General features: G+C 58.6%; 16 protein-coding genes. 2 read left to right on the top strand and 14 right to left on the bottom strand.

The features are described 5' to 3' along the window. Window positions 1-17: 17 nt before the first annotated feature. The gene (locus tag BI292_RS16095) at window positions 18-7,109 is read left to right on the top strand and encodes a TcdA/TcdB pore-forming domain-containing protein (RefSeq protein WP_101208439.1); all 7,092 of its coding nucleotides are present in this window, start codon (window positions 18-20) and stop codon (window positions 7,107-7,109) included. 86 nt (window positions 7,110-7,195) lie between these two features. On the opposite strand, the gene BI292_RS16090 is transcribed toward BI292_RS16095, so the two are convergent. After that, complete coding sequence (locus tag BI292_RS16090) at window positions 7,196-7,852, bottom strand: hypothetical protein (protein ID WP_101208438.1); 657 nt, start codon at window positions 7,850-7,852, stop codon at window positions 7,196-7,198. Window positions 7,853-8,119: 267 nt separating this feature from the next. On the opposite strand from BI292_RS16090, the gene BI292_RS16085 reads away from it, so the two are divergent. Continuing rightward, window positions 8,120-8,953: a hypothetical protein gene (locus BI292_RS16085; RefSeq protein ID WP_256592701.1), complete on the top strand. Its 834-nt coding sequence runs from the start codon at window positions 8,120-8,122 to the stop codon at window positions 8,951-8,953. 58 nt (window positions 8,954-9,011) lie between these two features. On the opposite strand, the gene BI292_RS16080 is transcribed toward BI292_RS16085, so the two are convergent. The 13 genes from BI292_RS16080 to BI292_RS16020 form a co-directional block, all read right to left on the bottom strand. Further along, a complete protein-coding gene (locus BI292_RS16080; protein WP_092273891.1) occupies window positions 9,012-9,608 on the bottom strand; it encodes a MarC family protein in 597 nt (198 codons plus the stop codon). A 65-nt stretch (window positions 9,609-9,673) separates the two neighbouring features. Beyond that, a complete protein-coding gene (locus tag BI292_RS16075; protein ID WP_101208437.1) occupies window positions 9,674-12,451 on the bottom strand; it encodes a hybrid sensor histidine kinase/response regulator in 2,778 nt (925 codons plus the stop codon). 99 nt (window positions 12,452-12,550) lie between these two features. Continuing rightward, a complete protein-coding gene (gene purD, locus BI292_RS16070) occupies window positions 12,551-13,846 on the bottom strand; it encodes a phosphoribosylamine--glycine ligase (protein WP_101208436.1) in 1,296 nt (431 codons plus the stop codon). Window positions 13,847-13,996: 150 nt separating this feature from the next. Beyond that, a complete protein-coding gene (gene purH, locus BI292_RS16065; RefSeq protein ID WP_101208435.1) occupies window positions 13,997-15,604 on the bottom strand; it encodes a bifunctional phosphoribosylaminoimidazolecarboxamide formyltransferase/IMP cyclohydrolase in 1,608 nt (535 codons plus the stop codon). An 81-nt stretch (window positions 15,605-15,685) separates the two neighbouring features. Beyond that, on the bottom strand, window positions 15,686-16,006 hold the full coding sequence (gene fis, locus BI292_RS16060; RefSeq protein ID WP_007907419.1) for a DNA-binding transcriptional regulator Fis: 321 nt from the start codon (window positions 16,004-16,006) through the stop codon (window positions 15,686-15,688). Beyond that, window positions 16,003-17,013: a tRNA dihydrouridine synthase DusB gene (dusB, locus tag BI292_RS16055; RefSeq protein WP_101208434.1), complete on the bottom strand. Its 1,011-nt coding sequence runs from the start codon at window positions 17,011-17,013 to the stop codon at window positions 16,003-16,005. The genes fis and dusB overlap by 4 nt, the downstream gene beginning before the upstream one ends. 185 nt (window positions 17,014-17,198) lie before the next feature. Beyond that, on the bottom strand, window positions 17,199-18,422 hold the full coding sequence (locus BI292_RS16050; protein ID WP_101208433.1) for a DUF3426 domain-containing protein: 1,224 nt from the start codon (window positions 18,420-18,422) through the stop codon (window positions 17,199-17,201). 30 nt (window positions 18,423-18,452) lie between these two features. Further along, the gene (gene prmA, locus BI292_RS16045; RefSeq protein ID WP_101208432.1) at window positions 18,453-19,331 is read right to left on the bottom strand and encodes a 50S ribosomal protein L11 methyltransferase; all 879 of its coding nucleotides are present in this window, start codon (window positions 19,329-19,331) and stop codon (window positions 18,453-18,455) included. A gap of 339 nt (window positions 19,332-19,670) precedes the next feature. Continuing rightward, entirely contained in the window at window positions 19,671-21,224 is a 1,554-nt protein-coding gene (locus BI292_RS16040) for a Fic family protein (RefSeq protein WP_101208431.1), read from the bottom strand. Between the two features lie 145 nt (window positions 21,225-21,369). Continuing rightward, window positions 21,370-22,725 (bottom strand): acetyl-CoA carboxylase biotin carboxylase subunit, encoded by a 1,356-nt coding sequence (gene accC / locus BI292_RS16035; protein ID WP_092273870.1) that lies wholly within the window; start codon window positions 22,723-22,725, stop codon window positions 21,370-21,372. Between the two features lie 17 nt (window positions 22,726-22,742). Next, window positions 22,743-23,201, bottom strand: coding sequence for an acetyl-CoA carboxylase biotin carboxyl carrier protein (accB, locus tag BI292_RS16030; RefSeq protein WP_101208430.1), 459 nt, complete (start codon window positions 23,199-23,201; stop codon window positions 22,743-22,745). A gap of 48 nt (window positions 23,202-23,249) precedes the next feature. After that, complete coding sequence (aroQ, locus tag BI292_RS16025; RefSeq protein WP_092273864.1) at window positions 23,250-23,702, bottom strand: type II 3-dehydroquinate dehydratase; 453 nt, start codon at window positions 23,700-23,702, stop codon at window positions 23,250-23,252. 145 nt (window positions 23,703-23,847) lie between these two features. Then, on the bottom strand, window positions 23,848-25,611 hold the full coding sequence (locus tag BI292_RS16020) for a protein-disulfide reductase DsbD (RefSeq protein WP_101208429.1): 1,764 nt from the start codon (window positions 25,609-25,611) through the stop codon (window positions 23,848-23,850). Between the last annotated feature and the right edge of the window lie 65 nt (window positions 25,612-25,676).

Genomic DNA, 25,676 nt, shown 5'->3' with positions numbered 1-25,676 from the left:
GAAAGGCACCCACTTCAATGAATGGATTTGAGGGGGGTGCTATTTTTATTAAGGATGATGAAGTGAGCGAAATGAGTAATAAAAATACAACTTTTAATGATCTGTTTGATCGTGGTGAGTTGGTGGCTGCATTACAGGGGCTTGATAACGATGAGTTGCACAATGCTGCGTTACGTTATTATGACGGTGCCGCTTCGGTAGCCATTTCCGGGGAACAATTAACGGCAGTGGCTCTGCTCAAGGATGTCATGGAGCTAGTTCCATCGGTTAATCCGAGCGCCGAGCTGCAGAAAGTTAAATCCAGTTTGGCGGATTATCATCAACGCTTGTCGACGACTGTGAATTTATTGGGTGCTTATAAAACCGTGCCCAAGAAAATGCATTTTGTCTGGGTCGGTGGTGCGGCGTTTGGTGATAATCAGCGAGATTATTTCAATATCTGGAAAACAGTACTGGGTAAGGATGGCTACACCCTAAACATTCATTATGATCCCGACGCGTTGATGGCTTTTGATACTAATCGTATCCTGACCCAGGCTGCCAAGGCCGACGCGATGCTGGCGGGAGGGGCGGCATTGACTGAAACAGTCCATGAATCTGCGGCCGGGCGAAATGTCTCCGAGTTGACTGGCCTTATCGAGGCTCGCCTGGTGGTATTGAAACAGCAAATGTTTGAGCACATTCAGGCTGCCCGACAACGGGGGCAAAGCGCCGATGCGGCGCGAATTGACCTTTTGGTGGATGCCTATGGCCAAGACCGCTCCGTGTTGCTGGCCTCAAAGCAGCGCTACCTTGAAAGTCATCTGGCCATGGCCGGCAAAAACGTACTGTTGCGAGATGTTCGCGCGGAGTTTGGATCGCATGTGCTGTGGGACGTCTACGATCGCGAAATTGCCTTTCGCGGCAATTTTGCCGGGGCTTCGGATGTCATACGTCTAATGGCATTGGAGCCCGAAGGTGGTCGCTACAGTGACTTGGACTACCTGCCGGCACTGGTTGCTGAAATGGCGGGGGTGAACATCAGTGAATACACTTTCGAACAACGCCTGGGGACGTTGCAACTGCTGCTCAATCATAACCCTGACTTTATGCCGGGGCGTGACAGAAATCGCTATAGAAGTTATCTGGATGATATTCCGGCAGAGCACAGATCAGCCCTGGATGACTATGCAAAAAGCCACCCGTCAATAGTTGATGTATTCGTGCCGGCAGCGGAAGTGCAGATTCCGGTCGATGGCCTGATGTTGGGGCGAGGCTACGATACGCCTGGATCGGTGATGAACGCTTACATGTTGGCGCATCCGGAATCTGGCATGGTCAAGGCCTCCTTGAATCTGATAAGGCTGGCGTATGACGCGATATTTGAAATCGAGAAAAGTCTTGCCGAAAAGGGGGCGCTATGGAGTGGAGACTCGGTATCAGATGTTGCGTCGGATATTGTAAACCGACAGATTGAAGGCAGTCCGTATCGTGATTTCCTAACTCAGGCATACAGTGCAAAGTTGGTAAAGGCCATTGTTTATTACCATTTGGATGGTGTTCACCCAGAGGCCAATGGAACCGTTACGTTGAGTGGGCCGGGTGCAGTTATGTTCGGTAGGGATGTATTCGCGCAAGTCCAGGGCTTGTTAGAAGGTACAATCGATCTGGAAAACAGGCTGCGACTTGATGGCGGCTACAATCGAGCGACCGAAGAGGAGACCATCAGCGGATGGGTGGAACAGGAAAGAGGATTCGTAGCCTGGCTGGAGAAGGAGCGGGCGAACTGGCTTGAAGGCAGATACAAGGCCCGCTACGCCGGACAAATGAGCGAGTTGCTCAAACCGCAAACACTGACTTTCAAGCAAGGCTGGCCAGTCATCGAAGGCCGGCCCGTTATGCTGAACTCGATTTTGCAGCGAATGCTGAGTCACTTGGGCGAGCCTTTCCTGCGCGCAATGAACCAGCAACTGAGCGGAGATGTGACGTTCGACAAGCCTCTGAATTTGAGTTTCGATGAGCGTCAGCGGATCCTCGCGCAGGGCAGCAGCACCCCGCCGGTATCCATCGGCTTCGAACCTGCCGGTAATTTCAATGAATTGATTTCGCGCATCGGCCACGGTTCGCTACCACTGGAACAACTGAGCCCGGCGCATCGAGTGTACCTGGGTGGTCTGTTTGGTGCCGTTACACTGGACGAGGCCGGTTTCGGCCGCGCTTGGCAGCAAACGCTTGAATTGGCAAAGAACACCGCCGATCACGGTCTCGCACAACGCTACATCGCCATCGAACAGACGCTGCTGAGCCAGAACAATCCGGCCTTTACCGCCGGGCTCTCCGAAGGGCTGGCGACCTTCAATGTCGGCGCGCAAGATTCCGGGACGCTTAAAACGCTAGCCTTCGCGCAACCGCTCACTCTGCGCCAGTGGGGCGAGCATATTGCCCGAATTCGGATCCAGGCCGACCACGAACTGCGCACCAACATCTTCGACCGCAGTGCCACCGTGCTGGAAACCTTCATCACGGCGGGAGCGTCCACCGCCAAGCTCATGCCGCAGGGCTTGTTGATCCGCGGTGAAGGCGATCCGGGCAGGCATTGTTTTCCACTGGTGCTGGCCATGGCCGCTGCCTTGGCGAAAGGCCCATCGGCCGTCGACACACTCAGCGGTCGTCTGGCCAATGCCAATCTGGAACGCGGCGCCAGTGCCTCCCACGCCCTGTTGCGTGTCCTGGATGAGCTGCGCAGCGTACCGATGGCTGAATCCGGCACCGTGTTGGGCGCATCCCGACTGGACCAGACCCTGCGCACACTGGAAGGAAAAACCGCCACCACTACCTTGATGCTCAACAGCGAAAGCCATTCGCTGCTACTGGCCAAAGTGGTGAGCGGCGACGCGAGCAGCTATCGCTTCTATGACCCCAACTTCGGTGTCTTCGGATTTGAGCAGGCCCGGGAGCTGCGTCGCGGTCTTGAACATTTCTTCAGTGACGCGCAAGTGACTCGGCTGTATGGCATCCCTTCGACGGTCGATGCCACGTTCAATGTGATCGAACTCGATGGATCACGGATCGCCGATAAAACCTTGCCGTCGAAAATCAACGTTGCCAGTTTGCTCGAATATGGGCCGGTGAGTGCTGGCGTTACGGTCGCTCCTTGGGAGCATCACGCGGCGTTGCGTGCCCGTGCATTGTCAGAGAACGCCCGTTTGGGACGAAGCCTGGGTGAGATGGATGCCCGCCATTGGGCCAAACAAATCGAGGGCAGTACGAAGCGCTTGCAAGCAGAAAACAAGTTGGGAGGTGAGTTTGTCCCGGTGTTCGAAAGCGTGCGCGAGCAATCGGGTGGCGGCTATGAAATCAGCCTGGTCAATACCAGGGACCCCAACAGTACAGTCCGGGTATCGAGCACGGATCGGATCCTGAGCCGAATCAAATCTTTCCTGACAGAGACCTTCCAGACGTTATCGGTAAGGCCGTCCATTCCAGGCGTGGTGGATCCCACCAACTTCAGTGCGGTGCATTCGATCAATGCGGCGTATACCGTGCAGGCGCTGCTCATGGTGCTCAAAACCCTTGAGCAAACAGACGGTATCAACCAGGACCGCAGCCTGACCACCGCCGTGCGGATGCACGGTTATCTCAGCTATACACAATTGGCCCATGGCAACGTGATCGACGTCGTGGAACTGGTCAAACTGTTCAAGGTGGCACTCAAGGATGCCCCTCTGGTGGCCAGGGCCAGCTCGTCGGTGTTGGTCAATTCCCTTGGGCATATCGCCAGGGACGGCGTGGCCACGGTGTTGCAACTGGCGACGGTCGGCTTCGATATTTATCTTTTGGCCAATGCCAGGGACGATCTGCAGCGGGCGCAATTCGGTACGCAGTTAGCGTTTGACGCGACAGGGCTGGCGTTGTCGGTGGCCGGTATCGGCGCCGGGTTGGCCGGGGCCGGCACCGCGGCTGCATTCCTCGGCGGCGCCGGAGTGATCCTTGGCGGCTTGGCCGTGGGAGTGGGCGCATTGGTCGAAGGTTTCAATGGCACCCTGGAGCGCGGTCGGCAGATCGGAAAGTACTTGAACCGAGTCGACAGGGCTTATCGCACCGGTGGCCATTCGATCAAGGAAGGGGTCTTCTATCCCAATCCATACGCGGCCATTCGCGAGATCGATTTACGCAATAAACGCGTGACGTTCGACAGCCAGGAAATTCTCTCGGTGAAAGCCGGTTGGCTGTCCACTCCGGAGCAAGATCCCGATCGCACCAAAGCGATCAATATTCGCCAACACCTTGGTCGCCCGGAGCACGGCACGATTGCTGACCTGTCGACCTTTCAAACCCTCGTGCTGCCTTGCGTCGCCAAGACTTACTTCGGTTTCGATTACTCTGCGCTGCCGTTCGCGACCACGCGCTTCGAGCATTTTGACACCGCGCTGAAGCTTGAGTACGACGCGGCGGGCGAGCGTCAGTTCTGGTTTACGTTTTACTCGTTCCCCAGCGAGTTCATCTTGCATAACCTCTATCCGGTGGAGGTCGAAACCACGATCAACATCCGGCTGGATGAAGGGTCGCGCTCGCTGCTGGTTCCGCAGTTGAATAAACCCTTGCACGGCAAGTTGTCGTACAGCATTGAGGGGTATGGCGGCCATTGCGCGCTGACCCTGACGCCGGGCATACGTTTGATCAGCCTGTCTAACGCCAAAGGCGCCCTGCCGATAGCCTGGACGCTGCGGGCGCCGTGGCTCGGTGAGGACGCAATAGTTATAAAAGCGGGACGCCTGACTGTCGGTGACATCGAAATCGAGGTGGTGGACAGCTCCGAGGTGACGGTTCAGACGGCGGAAAAAACCGTGAAGGTCGATTGGGCGAAACAGCAATTGCTGTTCGAAGAGCTGGTGCTGGAACCAGACGCCGACACCAAAACCCTTCAGGCAGAGGTCAGGGCACTGGCGCGCGACAATCGACTGGCCAGCCCGTTTACCGCCGTGCAGAACTTTCTGGTGCCCTATGGCGACCCGTACGCGCCACAACGCACGACCGCCTATTACGAGCAAGGTCGCGACCGGTTCATTTACTCGCGTGACCTGCCTGTGGCGCTCGCTGGCCAGGCGCGTCTGGGCGCGGTCATCGAGCAGTACGCCTACTTTTATGCGCCGCAGGAAGCGCTCATCTGGCAAGTTGACGTGGTCACCGGATCCATCAACCGTTTCTACCGTCTGATGGATCCGGTGCCAGGTTCCAGCATTGCGGTATTCCAGGACCTCGGGCAAGGAATGATCCGTATCGTTCAGCAAGTGACGCAGCGCAACGGGCGAGAAGTCGAAGTCATTTATCTGCTGGGCGAGAACGAAGTCAGGCTGGTGGCGATTGCCGGACAGCTCACCGAACGCCAACAGAGCCTGATGCTCAAGGCTAACCTGGGGCCATGGTCGAATTTTTTCTGGGACTACGAGTTGCTGGTCAAGCGTTCGAAACTTGAGCCGCTGACTCACGTACCGGTCGTTGATTATCAACCTGCGGCGTTTACCTCGATTACCCGTTTGACCGAAGGCAAAAAGGACCCTGTCAGCACGTGGGTTCGCGCCAGCGATGGCTTGCTGATTCGCCCGAATGGTTTGCCAGCCGAAGGGCCTGGCGGAGTGGTTATGCCTTTGCTATTGACTCCGGCCACGAGTACCGGCGACACCTTCCTGTTCTATGACAAGCCCAATCAGCGCCTCTACCGGCAAAAAATCGACTCGAGTGCCACTGGCAACAGCGTTCAGATTGAAGCCGTCAAGTTGTTAAATGTAGTGGATGTCATCGCAAACGAAGGGCGCTATGTTGCAGTGACCAAGGACGGACTGTATTTCGATATCAGCGATCAAGGAGAGGTACAGCTGGCCGGACTGACCGAAGACTGGTTACAGAACGAAAAAGGACCACTGGGCATCGGTTTTCAATGGTGGAAGCAGGTCGAAGCGCTTGCGCAGGAACACCAGGCCGCAAACTTTACGATTCTGGGCCTGGATAGCTTCGCCGGGGATCGGAAACTATGCGCCTGGTATGTCGGTGGACGTCTGCTGATTTGCGACATGGGGGCCGGCAAAGTGGTGCGCCTATTGGCGTTGACACCCGATAAAGAGGCCGCGTGGCTCCTGGATGTGTCCGCCGGACAGGTTTACCGTCAGGCATTCCTTGCGCCACAAACGCTGGCCGACGCTTTTGGCAACGACTTGCAACTGCTGCGTGCGGATCAGTTGCCGGCGCCGCACAAGGAATGGGCCGAGTGGTCGTTCGTTCAGGTCTCTGCCCATGGTGCAGGATTGCTTGGCCGCACGGTAGACGGTCTGGAAGTGGAAATGCTTGTGGGTGAGCCCGCCAGGATCGTCGGGGTCACGGCGCAATGGCTCAAGACACAGGGCAGTTCCAATCCTTACGACGAGCATATCGGGGCAGTGCTGAAAGCGTTGACCGCCAGGCATCGCCACGCGCCGTTCATTCAGATCGGTGGCAACCGTGGATATCACTGGTACGTCAGCAGCATTGATCGCGTGCTCGGTGAATCGAACACCCAACTGGAAACCCGCATGCTCGGCGTGCGCGAGGCAAAGACTGCCTTGCTTCATGAAATTCCAACCCGCCTGAGCTACAGCACCTCGAGAGACGTCTGGCTGGAAAACAGTGTGGCGCAGCGAGAGGCTGAGGTGTTGAGCCTGCAATGGCAGGGCACGCTGAATGATCTGATGCCGCTGATTCCCGATGATGTCAGCACGCTGATTCTGAGTTTGAGTGGCGAAGGCACGGTTTGCCGATTGTCGCAGGAGGTCTGGCGTCGCCTCGAGTCGGTGATCATTGATTGCCGACCTTCGCTGGGGAGCTCGGCGTCCGCTGCGGCGAAGCTCGAATGGAAGCTGGATACGCCTGCGGGGTTGATCATCAATCTGGTGGACGAACACGTGGTCATCCTCGATCCCGATACCGGTCACAGCCTGATCCTGCGCGAAGCCAATGCCACCGATGTGACGCTGCGCGGGGACATAGTGCTGGCCATCAGTGGTTATCAGCCTTTCACTGTTGCTTCAATGGTCACGCTGCTGGCGGACCGGCCAAATGTCAGTGGTGGGGAATTGCTGAATGCGCTAATTGCCTGACAAGCGAAAGTAACAGCGCTGCCGGCCTGAGTTATAACTTCTGCCCCTTCACAGCGGTTGCGTGTGAAGGGGCTTTTTATTGTGCGTTATCCCGTGGCGCGCTTTCTTCTCAGGGCAAAACGTTGCATGACTTTTTCACGAAGTTTTTTCGCCATCAACTCCCGCCGGGTGGCAAGTATCGCGCGATCAAGTTTCAGAAAAGCGCTTTGCTGGACCAGTACGGCGGTTTGTTGTTCCCATGGCCAAAACATAAAGTTGCTCTTTTTTGTGCCGGCATCCAACGACAGGTTGAACACCGCGATGTTCAAGTTGCCAGCGCCGTCATAACGTGCGGGCACTACTTGGAAGCGCTGACCTTCAAGACTTTCCTTGTCCAGCGAATAGATGGCGGGAGTGTCGGACTTGAACGCGCCAAGGGTGTCGATCATGGCATTGCCCTGGCGCGGGTCATTGATCGCTTGTGCCTTGCGCACCAGAAAATCCGCCACGCTCCCGGAGATGTCCGAGCGCGTGCGGGTGGTGATGGCGCCCTCGTGCAGCGACCAACCGAGGAACATCAGCGTGCGCACGTACTCTTCCAGCCAGCCTTGTGCGTTGGCAAAACGGTAGTGTGCAAGGTCTGCCGATTGAGTGGCGATATGGGTGGAGTCAGTCAAATCATCGAAGTCTTGAAGCGTAAGCTCGCCGATACATGAAATAAGGTTAGGGCCCGTCACCAGTCCGGACGGTAGTTCAATAGTCATAAGTCATTCCTGAAGCGTAAGTGCAGTGGATAGCGTTGACAGAACATTACTGTTGTCAGTGAAACTCAAAGCTTACAGGGGCAGATACAAAGCGCGGATAGAGAGTGCAAGTTAAAATCAGTCTTGATATGTAGGTCTTTATTGATCGAGATTGTCTGTTGAGTACATATAAGGAATTCAATTATGGTTAGTCTGATTGCGCGCGGTTGAGTTAGTTTTGTTGGGTGCCCAAGAGGCCGTTACTTAATTTTGAATGGAAGTTTTGATATGTTGAATATGGACATCATGGAAAGCACAGCGAATGTTGAAGTTTGTACTGATCGGGTGCTGGCACGCATCCGTAATCGTAAAGCATCGCTGCCGCCAATGCCCCGCGCCCGGAGCCTTGCAGTCACTTCCGAAGCCAAGCCGAGCAAAGAACTGAATGCGGTCGTGCTGGCAAATACCCTGGTGGGTTATGGCGATAATATTTCGCTGGATAACATGGCGATTATCGAAAACATGATCAAGTTTTCGAAGTTGGAAGCGACTTTTGAAGTGCCGGGTGATGATCCTAAAGCGTGGTACATGGCGTTTCTGACCTGCATGGACCAATCGGGCTGTTTCGTCGCCGATATGGGTTACAACGCTTACCAACAGAGTTCGATGCAGTTGACGGTGGAGAACATTGTTGTCGATATCGTCCAGGCCGGCGTTGCTGCCGCGCGGACCGCCATCCCCGGGGCCGCCGTGTTGAGCGCAATTGCTGACACCACCCTGGATTCTTTGAAAAAAACTCCTGACGCCATCAACCTGTTCAACCGTGAAGTGACCAGGAGTCAAGGCGTCCGGCTGGCGATCATGCCGTGCGACCAACTGCGTAACGGCGTTATCCTGACTTCGTTGTCGTCGATCGACAGCCTCGGTGGCAGCAAGGAAACCAGCCCGCTGTTCTTCGATTGGAAAACCGCCGGCCGCGATTTCTTTCAGGGCAGCACTTACATCACGTTCAACCCGACGCGTTATGCGCCACTCAAAGCTGAACTGGAAGAGTATCTGGGCCAGTACTACAAGGCTGCGCTGACCAATCGCTTTCAGCGCCGCAGAAATGCAATCAGCTAAGTAACGCAAAGTAATAAACAACAAGGCTGAAGGTTAATAACCTTCAGCCTTTGCGCTTTTACGGGACCAGATAACCTCTGACGCCGGTAAAGATAATCTGTGCCGCCAGCGCACACACGAATAACCCCATCAGGCGGCTGACAATCTGCAAACCCTGATCACCGAGAATCCGCTCGATGCGGTTGGACATGTAAAGCACCACACCGACGGTAAGGCTAGCCAGCGCGATACTCAGAATGGCCGTGAGTTTGTCGTCCCAATGCGGCTGGCTCACGCCCATCACCAGCAGCGCACCGATGGTGCCGGGGCCGACCGTCAGCGGGATGGTCAGCGGCACGATGGTCACGTCTTGCTGCACATTGTCGGTCTGCACCGCCGACTTGCCTTGCGCCATGCCCAGCGCCGAGATGAACAGCACGCTGCCGGCGCCGATGCGGAAGGCGTCCACGGTGATGCCGAACACACTGAAAATCACCCGCCCGAACAGGTACAGCAGAACGCTGGATACCAGGGTCGCCGTCGCGACTTTCCAGGCCAGGCGTCGTTGTTCCTTGCGCGAATAACCGCGAGTCAGGCTGATGAAGCAGGACAACACGAAGAACGGGCTATAGAGCACCAGCATCTTCAGGTAAACACTGAACAACACATGGAGCATGGGGACGGGCTCACTGGCGGGGGAAGTCGAGGCGCAGTCTATCAGGCGCTGTGGCGCCTGTCGGCTCAGGAGGTTTGCGGGCTCACGCGGCTCTGCTGATCACGCTGCGCAACCCAGTGTTCGATCAGTTCGCGCAGTTGCGACAACTCCACCGGTTTGGCCATGTGCCCGTCCATGCCGGCCTGGCGCGCGCGCTCCTTGTGCTCGGCGAGGATGTGCGCGGTCAGCGCCACCACTGGCGTGCGGATCCGCTGGTTGCCGACTTCCCACGCGCGCAATTGCTGGGTCGCGGAGAAACCGTCGAGGATCGGCATTTCGCAGTCCATCAGCACCAGGTCGTAACGCTGCGCTTTCATCGCTTGCAGGGCTTCTTCGCCATTGCTTGCGGTGTCCGGTTGCAGGTTGAGCTTGCCGAGCATGCCGCGAATCACCTTGGTCGAGATGCTGTTGTCTTCAGCCACCAGAATGCGGAAGTCGCTGGGCACCTTGACCGGCAGGGTCGGGCCGCTGGGCAGGTTAGGCGACACGGCGAGGCCTTTGTTACGCTGGGTCAACTCGTCTGCGAGGGTGGTCTTGAGCGTGTAGCCGGCCACCGGTTTGGCGAGAATGCGTTTGATCCCCGAGTTGCGCGCGATGATCTTGCTCGGCGCATTGCTGATACCGGTGAGCATGATCAGCAGGATGTCGTGGTTCAGGCTCGGGTCTTCCTTGATCTTCGCCGCCAGTTGCATGCCGGTCATGCCGGGCATGTTCTGATCGAGCAACACCACGTCGAAGTAATCGCGCAGGTGCGCCTTGGTGCGCAGCAGCGCCAGCGCTTCTTTGCCGGACGGCACCGCGCTGACGTTGAGGCCCCAGGCGCTGCACTGCTGCACCAGCACTTTGCGGCAAGTGTCGTTGTCGTCGACCACCAGCACGCGCGCGCCTTGCAGCGGGCTGTCGAGATCGGAAGTCGGGTGTTCGAGGCGATCCGGGTCCAGCGGCAAGGTCAGCCACAAGGTGCTGCCCTGGGTGGTGCCGCTCTTGATGCCGAACTCGCCTTGCATCAGGCGAATCAACTGACGGGCGATCACCAGCCCCAGATTGCCGCCCAGACGGGTGGCCGACAGGAAGTTTTTGCTGTGCAGTTCGGCGTGCATCAGCGCATCGCGTTCTTCGGCATCCATCGGCAAACCGCTGTCCTGCACGGCAATGCGCAAACGCGGTTTGGCGCTGCGGTCGTCGAGCGCGACGACGATCAGGATTTCGCCCTCGTCGGTTTTCTTCAGCGCATTTTCCAGCAGGCTCAGCAGCGTCTGGCGCAGGCGCGTCGGGTCGCCGCTGATGACGCGGGGCACTTGCGGCTGAATGAAACTGATCAGTTCGACGTTCTGCTGTTCAGCCTTGGCGCGGAAAATACTCAGGCAATCTTCGATCAACGCATTCAGGTCGAATTGCACGTCGTCGAGTTCGATCTGCCCCGACTCAAGCTTGGAGATGTCGAGAATCTCGTTGATCAGGGTCAGCAGTTCGTTGCCGGCGCTGTGGATTGTCTGCACGTAATCACGCTGCTTGACCGACAGCGGCGTGCCCAGCAACAGCTCGGTCATGCCCAGCACGCCATTCATCGGCGTGCGGATTTCGTGGCTGATTTTCGCGAGGAATTCGGCTTTGGCGTTGATCTCGGCGTTGCTCGCCGCCAGGTCACGGCTGACGCTGAAACGGTCTTCGGTGATGCTGCGATGGCGTTCGAATAGCGCCACGCTCATCAGCAAACCGCTGACGCAGATGAACACCAGCAGAATGATGATCAGGCCTTGCGGCGGCACCAGCGTCAGCCCCAGCAGCGCCGGAAGGATGATCAGCGCGCCAATGTTGAACACCACCATGCCGGCGACAAACAGCCGCGCCGGGCGATAGCCTTTTTGCCAGTGATAAGCGCCGACAAACAACATGCTCAGGCCGGCGAGCGCGACCAGCAGGTACGTAATGATGTTCAGCGGCAAGGTGTTGACGAACAGCAGCAGCAACCCGCAGACCACGGTGAACAGAATGTCGCCCAGTAGCAATTTGTTCAGCGGATGCGGGCCGAGCGGCGAAAAGAACCGATAGGCGAACATCAACCCGCACGGCGCGGTCAGCAACAGCGCAAGGTAGGCGCCCGGCGTCTGGATCGCGTGCCAGTTCGGCAGCCACGGCCCGGCGAGGTTGAGCAGCAGGATCACGCTGAGCATCAGCAGGCATTCGCACGCCGCCAGCCATAAACTGCTGCGCGAACGGGTGTAGGCGAAGCGCACGAGGTTGTGCAGGATCAACATGCCGATGCAGCCGAACAGCAGGCCGTAGATCAGCGTGAGGTTCTGATTGGCCGCGGTGTTTACCGCCGCTTGCAGGGTGATGTACGGCCGCAACTGATGTTGCGAAACCAGGCGCACGTACACATCGAGCGGTTTGTTGGCTTGCGGCAGCGGCAACATGAAGTCACTGCTCGGCAATGGCCGATTGGCTTGCGGTTGCTGGGTGCCGGTGTTGAGTTGCTCGACCAGCGTATCGCCGTCCAGCACATACAGATTGAGGTGCGACAAGTCGGGAGCGAACACGCGCAGCAATTGCTCATGTTTGCCCGGGGCCAGTTTGAAGCGCAGCCATAACGCGCCGTCGGGCTCGGCCGCGGTGAGGCGGTCGAGTTCGATCGGGCTGAATTGATTGGTGTAGCGAGCGGAACGGATATCGCTGAGCGCCAGGTCGCCCTGTTCGTCGAGCAATACCGACCAGGCACTGCCTTGCGCGGCCTGGGCCGGAAGCATGCAGAGCAAGGTCAACAGAGTGACGGTAAGACCTATGGCAATCCTGAGCCAGCGCACGGCGAAATCCCTTCGTAGGTTGATGCCAGATTATTACTATGCGCGGCCCCGGAATAGTCCGGCAAGGGCCTCAAGCCCTTGCCTGGCCGAATGGCTGGCTTATTCCTGAGTTTCGCCACGCTCGCGGGCAATGGCGCGGTAGCCAATGTCCTTGCGATAGAAGCTGCCTTCCCAGTCGATCTTCGCCGCCAATTTGTACGCCTGCTGCTGCGCCGCATCAACGCTGGCGCCCATCGCCGTGGCGCAGAGCACCCGACCACCGGCCGTTACTACCTGGCCATCCTTGAGTGCAGTGCCGGCGTGGAAGACTTTACCTTCCAGTTGCGCCGCTGCGTCCAGACCGTTGATCGCCACGCCTTTAGCGTAGTCGCCCGGATAGCCGCCTGCCGCCAGAACGATGCCGACGCTCGGGCGCGGATCCCATTGCGCTTCGACCTTGTCCAGGGCTTGCGCCAGGGCAGCTTCGACCAACAACACCAGGCTCGACTGCAAGCGCAGCATCACCGGTTGGGTCTCAGGGTCGCCGAATCGGCAGTTGAACTCGATAACTTTTGGGTTACCGGCTTTGTCGATCATCAGCCCAGCGTAGAGGAAACCGGTGTAGACGTTGCCTTCATCGGCCATGCCGCGCACGGTTGGCCAGATCACCAGGTCCATGACGCGCTGATGCACGTCGGCGGTGACCACCGGGGCAGGGGAGTAGGCGCCCATGCCGCCGGTGTTCGGACCGGTATCGCCGTCGCCGACGCGTTTGTGGTCCTGACTGGTGGCCATCGGCAAGACGTTCTTGCCGTCGACCATGACGATGAAGCTGGCTTCTTCGCCATCGAGGAATTCTTCGATGACCACGCGCGAACCGGCGTCGCCGAAAGCGTTGCCGGCGAGCATGTCGCGCACGGCGTCTTCGGCTTCGGCCAGGGTCATGGCGACGATCACGCCTTTACCGGCGGCCAGGCCATCGGCCTTGATCACGATCGGTGCGCCTTTTTCGCGCAGGTAAGCCAGGGCCGGCTCGATTTCGGTGAAGTTCTGGTAATCGGCGGTCGGGATCTTGTGGCGCGCCAGGAAATCCTTGGTGAACGCTTTCGAGCCTTCCAACTGCGCAGCGCCAGCGGTCGGACCGAAGCAATCGAGGCCGCGCGAGCGGAACAGATCGACCACGCCGGCGACCAGTGGCACTTCCGGGCCAACGATGGTCAGGGAAACGTTTTTCTCGGCGAAATCGGCCAGTTGCTCAAGTGCCAGCACGTCGATGGCGACGTTTTCACATTTGGCTTCAATGGCGGTGCCGGCGTTGCCCGGAGCAACAAAAACTTTCTGCACACGCGGATCCTGAGCCACTTTCCAGGCCAGTGCGTGTTCACGGCCACCGCTGCCAATGATCAAAACATTCATTTCAAAAAACCTCGGTTGATTCTGGGAAGCAGCACTGGAGCTGCTTTCTGTGGGAGCGAGCTTGCTCGCGATGGCGGCGGCACATCCAGCATCAATGTGTCTCAACAGGCGCTATCGCGAGCAAGCTCGCTCCCACAGGGGATCGGTGTATTAGTGACGGAAGTGGCGCATGCCGGTGAACACCATGGCGATGCCGGCTTCATCAGCCGCAGCAATCACCTCGGCATCACGCATCGAACCGCCTGGCTGGATCACCGCAGTGATGCCGACCTTGGCCGCATTGTCCAGACCGTCGCGGAACGGGAAGAACGCGTCAGAGGCCATTACCGAACCGGCGACCTGCAAACCAGCGTGTTCAGCCTTGATCGCGGCAATCCGCGCCGAGTTCACGCGGCTCATCTGGCCCGCGCCGACACCGATGGTCTGGCGATTTTTCGCGTAGACAATGGCGTTGGATTTAACGTACTTGGCGACTTTCCAGGCAAAGATCAGGTCGTTGATCTCTTGCTCGGTCGGGGCGCGTTTGGTCACGACTTTCAGGTCTTCGCTGCCGATCATGCCGATGTCGCGGCTCTGCACCAGCAAACCGCCATTCACGCGTTTGTAGTCCCACGCCGCGGCGCGGTCAGCCGACCACTCGCCGCAGGACAGCAGGCGCACGTTGGCTTTGGCGGCCACGATCGCGCGGGCTTCTTCGCTGACGGATGGGGCGATGATCACTTCGACGAACTGGCGCTCGACGATGGCTTTGGCGGTTTCAGCATCCAGTTCGCGGTTGAACGCGATGATGCCGCCGAATGCCGATTCGGTGTCGGTGGCGTAAGCCAGTTCGTAGGCCTGACGGATACCGCCCTCGGCGTCCGGGCTCACCGCCACACCGCACGGGTTGGCGTGCTTGACGATCACGCAGGCTGGTTTGACGAAGCTCTTCACACACTCCAGCGCGGCGTCGGTGTCAGCCACGTTGTTGTACGACAGCTCTTTGCCTTGCAGTTGGGTCGCGGTGGCGATGCCGACTTCGGCAGGCTTGGTTTCCACGTAGAACGCCGCGCTCTGGTGCGGGTTCTCGCCGTAGCGCATTTCCTGAGCCTTGACGAATTGGCTGTTGAAGGTGCGCGGGAACTCGCTGCGACCTTCGGTGCTGAGGGTTTCAGCGCTCTGGTTCACAGTGCCCATGTAGTTGGCGATCATGCCGTCGTAGGCGGCGGTGTGTTCGAAAGCCTTGAGCATCAGGTCGAAACGCTGCGCGTAAGTCAGGCCGCCGGCCTTCAGGCCTTCGAGCACGCTGGCGTAATCGCTGGCATTCACCACGATGGCCACGTCTTTATGGTTTTTTGCTGCCGAGCGAACCATGGTCGGGCCGCCGATATCGATGTTTTCGATGGCGGTCGGCAGGTCGCAGCCTGGCTTGTTGATGGTGGCTTCGAACGGGTAAAGATTGACTGCAACCAGGTCGATCGGCTTGATGCCGTGCTCGTTCATGATCGCGTCGTCGATACCGCGACGACCGAGGATCCCACCGTGGATTTTCGGGTGCAGGGTCTTCACCCGACCGTCCATCATTTCTGCGAAACCGGTGTAGTCCGCGACTTCCACTGCGGCAACACCGTTGTCGCGCAGCAGCTTGAACGTTCCGCCGGTGGAGAGGATCTCGACGCCCAGAGCTTCAAGCTCCTTGGCGAACTCGAGGATCCCGGTCTTGTCGGAAACGCTGATCAAGGCGCGGCGGATCGGCAGGCGGGTAGTCTGGTCGGTCATTTCAATTTCCATCAAAAGCAAAGGAGTCAGCAAAAAAGGCGACCGGTTTTACGCGGGCGCCTTTCTGGTTTGATTGAATGCTTACAGCAAATCGTACTGCTTGAGTTTCTTGCGCAGCGTGCCTCGATTGAGTCCGAGCAGCTCGCTGGCCTTGGTCTGGTTGCCCTTGACGTAGTTCATCACGCATTCGAGCAGGGGCGCCTCGACTTCGGAGAGCACCAGGTTGTACACATCCGTGACGGCAGCGCCTTCAAGGTGGGCGAAATAATTGTGCAGCGCCTTCTCGACACTCCCGCGAAGGGTCTGACCTTCTTCGCTCGGCGTATTGAGGTGCTGTTTCAAATTCACGTTGTCGCTCACGGGTGTTGTTCCACTCACTAAAGTCTCGGTCATCATCGTCATGCGGCCACCTCGTCTCCGTCCCCTGTCAGGCTCTTGTAACGTTCGGCGAAGTAGCCCTGAACGTTGGCGCATTGTGCTTCCGTATCTTCCAAACGATTGAAGTGGGCGCGAAACTCCCTGGCGCCCGGCAAGGTTGCGAGATACCAGCCCACATGCTTGCGGGCAATCCGTACGCCCATCACGTCTCCATAGAAAACGTGCAGCGCAGCCAGATGCTCTAGCAGAATGCGTTCCACCTCGATCAATGCCAGCGCCGGGAGTTTTTCGCCGGTGCGCAGGAAGTGGTCGATCTCACGAAAAATCCACGGCCGCCCCTGGGCAGCCCGGCCTATCAACAGGCCATCGGCACCGGTCGCGTCGAGCACGTACCGGGCCTTCTCGGGTGAATCAATGTCGCCGTTGGCAAACACCGGCATCGACACGGCCTGCTTGATCGCGGCAATCGTGTCGTACTCGGCTTCGCCGGTGTACAGGTCGGCACGGGTGCGGCCATGCACCGCCAGCGCCGTGATCCCGGCCTGCTCGGCGATCTTCGCCACGGTCAGGCCGTTCTTATTGTCGCGGTCCCAACCGGTGCGGATCTTCAAGGTCACCGGCACATCAACCGCAGCCACGACGGCCTGCAGGATCTCGGTAACCAGTGCTTCGTCTTTCAGCAACGCGGAGCCGGCGGCCTTGTTGCAGACCTTCTTCGCCGGACAACCCATGTTGATATCAATAATCTGTGCGCCCAGTTCGACGTTGGCCCGTGCCGCATCCGCCAGCATCTGCGCATCGCCACCGGCGATCTGCACCGAGCGTGGCTCGGGATCACCTTCGTGAATCATGCGCATCCGCGATTTGCGGGTGTTCCACAAGCTCATGTCGCTGGTGACCATTTCCGAGACTACGAGCCCTGCGCCCAGTCGCTTGCACAGCTGACGAAAGGGCTGGTCGGTGACGCCCGCCATTGGGGCGAGGATCAAGCCGTTGTGCAATGTATATGGACCGATGCGTACCGCCGACATAGGACTTCCCTGTTGTGGGGCCGGATCATTAGAGTTCGAAAAAGGGTTGGCATGATACCCGCTCTCGATGACTGGATAAAGGCTGAATTGAACAAAATCTGAACAGTTATTTTGTTATTGCCAGCAGTTCTGTCCGGGCGGGTGCAGTCAGAAATACGACGTCAATGCGCGAGCACTGAACCGTTTCACTCGGGCGAATGGAAGCTCAGGCTGTAGTTCACCGCTTTTGGACCTGGATCGAGAATATCCAGCGCGATGTGGATCGGCGTTTGCGGCGGCATTTCGGCCATGCCTTCGAGGTCGCCATTCAGGTATTCGCCGGGTTTGAAGCGACGACTGGCGATCAAGTGACCGTTGAGGTCGGCGAAGCGCAGTTCCAGCAAGGGAAATGGCTGGGAGAACGTCGCGCGGTTGTAGATGATCGCGTCCACCACCAGCGCGCCGCTGAAGTCCGGATGGCTGCGCACTACCAGATTGCTGCTTTTGACTTTGGCGATGTCGACCTTGGACGGCACCGTGCAACCGAGGCTTGGGCACAGTTGCTGGAACCACGGGCGGTATTGGTCCTGGCGGGCCATTTCGTCGAAATGGTAAGCGATGTATTGGCCGGCAAGTGCGGCGGCGGCGAGCACGATCAACGCCAGCCACAACATCCGCCGGCCCCACGGCGAGCGGCGTTTTTGCCAGCCGAGTTGCAGCGGATCGTCGCTGAGGTCGCTCAGGGCCTCGTCACGTTCGGTCGCGGCGCTGCGTTCATGCCGTTTGCGCAACGGCGCGATTGGCGGCAGGTCGTCGTCCGGTGCATCGGTTGCCGACAGACGCTCATGGCGCTGGGGTTTGTCCAGCGGATCATTCAGGCGCAGGTGCGACAGCTGCGGCACTTGCGGCTCGTCGTCCAGATCAACCGGTTCCAGCGAGAACGAAGGTTCGGTGCGCGAGTGCTTGCCTGGTTCTGGCGGCGTTTGCCGTTGTTCGGTTTCGAGCGCTTGGGCGCGATCCGCCGCCGATTCGCTGAACAGGCTGTCGGACCACGGTTCATCGTCGTGCTCGACAGAATCGCGGCGCGCACTGAGGCCGTTTTCGCGGTGCTGGCCGATGTCCTTGACGGGCTGGATTTCGCGCTGTTCGAGCCGCGCCAGTTCCTGATCGAGATCAAGCGTGTCGAGGTCCATCTCGGTAGCTGACCATTGCTTTTGGCTGATGGCCCGCACCGGCGGTTCGACGACGCTGGCGTCGAGCGCTTTCTCCGCATCCTTGCCGGCCTGCTGCTCAAGCAGTTGCTTGGCGGCGTTGAACACCTGCAAACAGGAGCCGCAACGAACTACCCCACGGGCCACGCTCAATTGAGCATGGCTGACGCGGAAGCTGGTTTGGCAATGCGGGCATTGGGTGACGAAGCTGTCGGTCATGCGGCGATCCGGATTATGCAGGCGCTCATTCTAGCGCCGACGGCCAGTGATGCGCACCCAGCCATCGCGATTGGCAATCGGGTCCAGATCGAAGTCTTGCGCGTAAGCCTTGGCGACGTCCTCGCCTTGCTCGGCAAGAATCCCCGACAGCGCCAGACGCCCGCCGGGCTTGACCAGGCTGGACAGTTGCGGCGCCAGCGACACCAGTGGGCCGGCCAGAATATTGGCGACCAGCACGTCGGCTTGCACCTGCGGCAGGTCTTCCGGCAGGTACAGCGGGAACAGTTCTTCAGCGATGTGGTTGCGCCCGGCGTTGTCGCGCGAAGCTTCCAGCGCTTGCACGTCGATGTCGGTGCCAACCGCTTGCTTGGCGCCCAGCAACAGGGCCGCGATCGCCAGAATCCCCGAGCCGCAACCGAAGTCGAGCACGTTGCAGTCTTTCAGGTCCTGGCCGTCGAGCCATTCCAGGCACAGCGCGGTGGTCGGGTGAGTGCCGGTGCCAAACGCCAGGCCCGGATCGAGCAGCAGGTTCACCGCATCCGGTTCCGGAGCGGCGTGCCAGCTCGGCACAATCCACAGCCGCTCACCGAAACGCATCGGCTCGAAACCGTCCATCCAGCTGCGTTCCCAATCCTGGTCTGCAATGATTTCGCTGTGATGCTCGGGCAGCGGACCACCGGTCAGCAGTTCCATGTGCGCCAGCACGCTGGCGGCCTCGGTGCCGTCCTCGAACAGCGCCAGCAAATGCGTGTGCGACCACAGCGGCGTGGTGTTGAGTTCGGGTTCGAAGATCGGCTGATCCTCGGCGTCCATAAAGGTCACCGACACCGCGCCCACTTCAAGGAAAGCGTCTTCGTAGGTTTCGGCTTGTTCTGGGCTGATGGCGAGACGGACTTGCAGCCAAGGCATGGCGGGCACCTTTGAAAAATATTGATTGCAGCCTAGCGGGCTGCGAGAAGCGCGCAAGTTTACGCGAGCGCAGAGGGTTTGTGGGAGTGGACAACTCCGAATGCCGCTCAGTTGAAACGCAATATCCCTGTAGCAGCTGGCGAAGCCTGCGTTCGGCTGCGCAGCAGTCGTAAACCTGAGTGAGTGGTCTTCCTCAAACACCGCACTGCCTGTATTCACGACTGCTTCGTAGCCGAACGCAGGCTTCGCCAGCTGCTACATGAGTCTGTTGCGGTTGATATGAAACCTGCAGAAACAACAAAGCCGCTCGAAAGCGGCTTTGTTGGTCTGGATCACATCTTAAATCTGGATGCCCAAATTATTGGTTTTGAGCCATCTCATCCCTTTGCTGGTTGCTCGGTAGCGTTGCAATCGGCTGTTGGGCTGATTAGGTAGCGTCATCTCGACAACTCCGACCGCAATGGCTGGAAGTATGTATGCCTTGCGAAAATGCTCGGCGTTTTTCAGGTGCAGGGCCTTTTGAAGTTCCTGTCTGCTCATAGCGCCAACTAGCACCTTCAGCAGAGCGGCGACTTCCATGGCGACTTCCACGGTGACTTCCATGGTGACTTCCATGTTTGCTGCGTCAGAGCTGCGCGATTGGGGATGTGCGGGCAGGCGCACGACATAGGAAATTCTGTCGTCGTCGGTTTCAAACAGCGGGGCGGGTGAGCCGTTGGCGGCCATAACCTTGAGTATTTTAGGGATTCCGGTCGAACGGCCTTCGGTCAGATCCAGCTCTTTCAAAAATTCCCCAATTCGCCGGTTGCGATAGCGGCGGCTTACCGCGCGGCCGGTCCTCAGGTCTTCCAGGCGGATCGAGCGATCAGGCCCGGGGAAACTCAGGATCACCAACTCGTCATGGCTGATGCGAACCTCGATCGGTTCGCGCTCTTCATAAGACCGGTGATAAACGGCATTGACCAGCGCCTCTTCAATCGCGGCGTAGGGGAAGTTCCAGACTCGTGTTGCTTCAGCAGTGTCCGGATGCTTGATGATTGTTTGATGCAAATAATTGCGCTGGATGTACGTCAGCGCCTCGCGAGTGATGGTTGCCAGCGGGCCCTTGAAGATTTTTTCGTCAAAGCGGTCGCCACCAGCGCCCTCTGGAAACCACAGCACATCTATTTGCGTACCGGGAAAAAACCCTTCCGGGGTGTTGTTGAAGAACATCAAGCCGACATTTTTCGGCCATGGCGATTCTGTCGGCCCGCCTACCACGTTCATTTGGCGGCCCAATGCCTCGATGCTCAGCTCGTCGGCATCTTGCGCGAGGGCACTTCCGATTTCTCGCAGGAAGTTGTGCATCAGTGTTTTGGAGAGGTCGCTCATACGCGCTTTTTGGTGGAAGCGGTCATCGAAGGGCACCTTGGCAGCAAGGCTCAAAAGCTCCTGTTCGATTTCACCCTTGGCTTCAACTGTGCTGGTGTAGCGGCGAATGTAGTAATGCAGGCTTCGATGCTTGGCGGTCACTGCTGCCGGAGCTTTGTATGGGCGGTTTTGTCCTCCCGGTGCCCACAACACGATCAGATTGCGGCCTTCAACTCTTTCGACGCTCAATACTGGAAAGTAAGAGGGTTGAATCGACTGGCACGCTTCCAGCAGTTCAAGCTGGATTTTGTCGATTACATGATCGGCCAGCCCTTTCGGAGGGAAGATCGGCTGGCCGTTGGCATCGCAGTCTTGCCCAATCACCACATACCCGCCGCCCAGGTTTTCAAAGTCATTGGCAAAGGCGCAGAGCGTGCGAATGATCGGATCAGGGTTCCAGCCTGTCTTGTATTCGATTCGTTCGCTTTCTACTGTCCGCTGGCGCAAGAGATCGTTGAGATTGATGGGCAGTTTTCCGGGCATGGGCAGGCTCTGGTTCGTCAACGTTATGTTGAGTAGAGCGCGAGTATAGCCAGCCTCGACGGTCCAATACCGATCAGTTAAATGGATGAAACCTGCAGAAACAACAAAGCCGCTCGAAAGCGGCTTTGTTGGTCTGGATCACATCTTAATGCTGTTCGGCCAGCTTGTGTTCCAGGTAGTGGATGTTGACTCCACCTTTACAGAAACCTTCATCACGGACCAGATCGCGGTGCAGCGGGATGTTGGTTTTGATCCCGTCGACGACGATTTCGTCCAGTGCATTACGCATGCGCGTCATGGCTTCTTCACGGGTTGCGCCGTAGGTGATCAGCTTGCCGATCAACGAATCGTAGTTCGGCGGAACCGCATAACCACTGTACAGGTGCGAATCGACGCGAACGCCGTTGCCGCCCGGAGCGTGGAAATGCTTGACCGTGCCTGGGCTCGGCATGAAGGTTTTCGGGTCTTCGGCGTTGATCCGGCATTCAAGTGCGTGACCGCGGATGACAACGTCTTCCTGGGTATACGACAGCTTGTTGCCAGCGGCGATGCTGAGCATCTCCTTGACGATGTCGATGCCGGTGACCATTTCCGAAACCGGGTGCTCAACCTGAACGCGGGTGTTCATTTCGATGAAATAGAACGCGCCGTTCTCGTACAGGAACTCGAAAGTGCCTGCGCCACGGTAGTTGATGTCGATGCACGCCTTGACGCAGCGAGCGAGGACTTCAGCACGAGCCTTCTCGTCGATGCCCGGTGCCGGCGCTTCTTCGAGAACTTTCTGGTGACGACGTTGCAGCGAGCAATCGCGGTCGCCCAGATGGATGGCGTGGCCCTGGCCGTCGGAAAGTACCTGGACTTCCACGTGACGTGGGTTGGTCAGGAATTTTTCCAGATAGACCATCGGGTTGCCGAACGCCGCGCCTGCTTCGGAGCGGGTCAGTTTGGCCGAGTCGATCAGGTCTTCTTCTTTATGCACAACGCGCATGCCGCGACCACCACCGCCGCCAGCGGCTTTGATGATCACCGGATAACCGACTTCGCGACCAATGCGCAAAGCGGTTTCTTCGTCTTCCGGCAGCGGGCCGTCAGAACCCGGAACAGTCGGTACGCCGGCAGCGATCATGGCGTGCTTGGCCGAAACTTTGTCGCCCATCAGGCGAATGGTGTCGGCTTTCGGGCCAATGAAGGCAAAACCGGAGTTCTCGACCTGTTCGGCGAAATCGGCGTTTTCCGCGAGGAAACCGTAGCCTGGGTGAATGGCGGTAGCGCCGGTCACTTCAGCTGCGGCGATGATCGCCGGAATGTGCAGGTAAGACTTTGCAGCCGATGCCGGACCGATGCAGACGGATTCGTCCGCCAGACCCAGGTGCATCAGCTCTTTGTCAGCCGTGGAATAAACGGCGACGGTCTTGATGCCCATCTCTTTGCAGGCACGCAAGATCCGCAGGGCGATCTCACCGCGGTTGGCGATCAGAACTTTTTCCAACTTCGCAGTCATCAAAGTCTCTCCGCGGTTCAAACGATGGTGAACAGGGGTTGGTCGTACTCAACCGGCTGGCCATCTTCGACGAGGATGGATTCGATCACACCGCTGGTTTCAGCTTCGATGTGGTTCATCATCTTCATGGCTTCGACGATGCACAGGGTGTCGCCTTTCTTCACGGTCTGGCCGACTTCAACGAAGGACGGCGAGGACGGCGAAGACTTGCGGTAGAACGTGCCGACCATCGGCGAACGGGCAACGGTGCCGTTCAGTACGGGTGCGGCCGGTGCAGCAGGAGCGGCAGCATCCGGAGCAGCAGCGGCAGGCGCTGGGGCTGGAGCGTGCATTGGCGCAGGAGCGTAATACTGCTGAGCCGGGGTCTTGCTGTGACGGCTGATGCGAACGGACTCTTCGCCTTCCTTGATCTCGAGCTCGTCGATGCCGGACTCTTCCAGCAATTCGATCAATTTCTTAACTTTACGGATATCCATGAATCATCAACTCCCAAGGGTCGGTCAGGGGCGTTTAACGCTTGTGGTTCAAGCCGTTGCCGGTCTTTCAAGCTGTTCCAGGGCGGCCTCCAGGGCCAGTCGATAACCGCTGGCGCCAAGGCCGCAGATCACTCCCACCGCTACGTCGGAGAAGTAAGAGTGATGGCGGAAAGGTTCGCGTTTGTGCACGTTAGACAAATGCACTTCGATGAATGGGATGCTCACCGCCAGCAGCGCGTCACGTAATGCGACACTTGTGTGAGTAAATGCTGCTGGATTGATCAGAATGAAGTCCACACCTTCGCCGCGAGCAGCGTGGATGCGATCGATCAATTCGTACTCGGCGTTGCTCTGCAAGTGCAGCAAATGATGGCCGGCTTCACGGGCACGGCGTTCCAGGTCCTGGTTGATCTGCGCCAGTGTCGTAGCGCCATAGGTGCCCGGTTCACGGGTGCCGAGCAAATTCAGGTTGGGTCCGTGCAGAACCAGTAGCGTTGCCATCTGCTGTTCCTTGTTATTCAGGTGCAATTGTCAGAGTGCAGTTGTCAGAACCCGGCGACTATGCCGCAAAGCCTTTGTGACTGTCCAGTTCTATGCAATAGCCAGCACGATGGCCGATGTTTGCGCAAAATTTGTGACCGCCTGATTAAATCCGGTCATTTGCCTTCGCGACACGTTCGGCGAAGTCCTGCGCATTGATCTCGCCGATCACTCGCACATCGGCGCGTTCGGCGCCGTCCTTGCCGAAGAACATCAACGCTGGCGGGCCGAACAATTTGTAGCGGTCGAGCAGCGCTCGTTGTTCGGCGTTGCTGGCGGTGATGTCGAAGCGAATCAGTCGATAACCTTGCAGCCGTTCGACGACTTTCGGGTCGTTAAGCACTTCGCGTTCGATAACTTTGCAGCTGATGCACCAGTCGGCGTACCAGTCCAGCAGCAGCGGCGTGCCGGCGGATTTCGCTTGCGCGAGCGCGCGATCAAGGTCGGCCGGGGTGCTGACGGTTTGCCAGGTATTAGCCGATTGCGCTTGGCCGCTGCTGACCACTGGCGCGGTTCTGCCGAGCGGATTGAGCACATCGCCCTGACCGCTGAACGCGCCGTACCAGCAAGCCATCGCGTAAAACAGCAGGAACACGCCAAGCAATTGGCCGAGGCGTTTGCGCGGTGGTTTGTAGACGAATTCCAACGCGCCGAGGAACAGACCGACGCCGCCCCACAACAAACCGACCAGCAGCAACGTGACCTGACCCGGCACGACACGGCTGAGCAAGCCAATCGCCAAGGCCAGCAACAGCACGCCAATCGCGTTTTTCACATAGATCAGCCACGGGCCGCTTTTCGGCAACCAGGCTGCGCCGCCGGTCGCGACCAACAGCAGCGGGGTGCCCATGCCCAAGCCGAGTACAAACAACTTCAACCCGCCGCCGAGCGCGTCGCCGCTGGCGCTGATGTACAGCAAGGCGCCGGCCAGTGGCGCGGAAACACAGGGCGACACCAGCAGGCTCGACACCACGCCGAGCACCGCCGCGCCCCATAACGAGCCGCCTTCGGTGCGCCCGGCAATCCGGTCGAGGCGGCTGCTGATGAAGTGCGGCAGTTTCAGCTCAAAGACGCCGAACATCGCCAGCGCAAACACCGCAAAAAACATCGCGAACGGCACCAGAACCCAGGCCGATTGCAGCCGCGCCTGCAGATTGAGCTGCGCGCCGAACATCCCCATCAACGCACCAAGCAAGGCAAAACACGCGGCCATCGGCAGCACGTAAGCCAGCGACAGATTGAAACCGCGCAGCCCGCCGATCTGCCCGCGCAACACCACGCTGGAGAGGATCGGCAGCATTGGCAGCACGCAAGGCGTGAAAGTCAGGCCAAGACCGGCGAGGAAGAAGAGCGCCAGTTCACGCCAGCTCCAGTTGGCCGTCCTAGCAGCGGTTGGATCAGCGGCGACGGCGCCAGTGCCGTCGATGCGCAAGCGCTCGGTTTCCGGCGGATAACACAGGCCTTTGTCGGCGCAGCCCTGATAGGTCACGACCAGCGTGAAGGCGCGCGGATCGCTGCGCGGCAGTTCGACATCGAGAATCGCGTGGTACACCTCGACGTCGCCGAAGTATTCATCGTGCTTCTTTTCACCGTTGGGCAATTGCGCGGCGCCGAGCGCGACGTCGGCCGGGTCGGCGCGAAACTGGAAGCGGTGGCGGTAGAGGTAATAACCGTCGGCGGCGACGAAACGCAGCTTGATGGTCTGCGCGGTGCTTTCCACCAGGCTCAACTGAAAGGCTTCGCGCACCGGCAGGAAGTCGGCGCTGTTGTTGATCGAGCCCAACGTCGAACTGGGCCGAGTGTCCAGCAACCCGGCGGCGGAGGCCGGCAGGGCGAGCACTAAAAGCAGCAGGCAAAGCAAACGGCGCATGACGATCTCGCGTGTCGGAAGTGCGGGCATGATAGCGGACAGTCGGCGGGTGTGCAGGGCCGGGA

The organism is Pseudomonas sp. 43NM1 (genome assembly GCF_002836905.1).
Taxonomy (GTDB): domain Bacteria; phylum Pseudomonadota; class Gammaproteobacteria; order Pseudomonadales; family Pseudomonadaceae; genus Aquipseudomonas; species Aquipseudomonas prosekii.
This window is presented reverse-complemented; position numbering and strand designations above follow the sequence as displayed.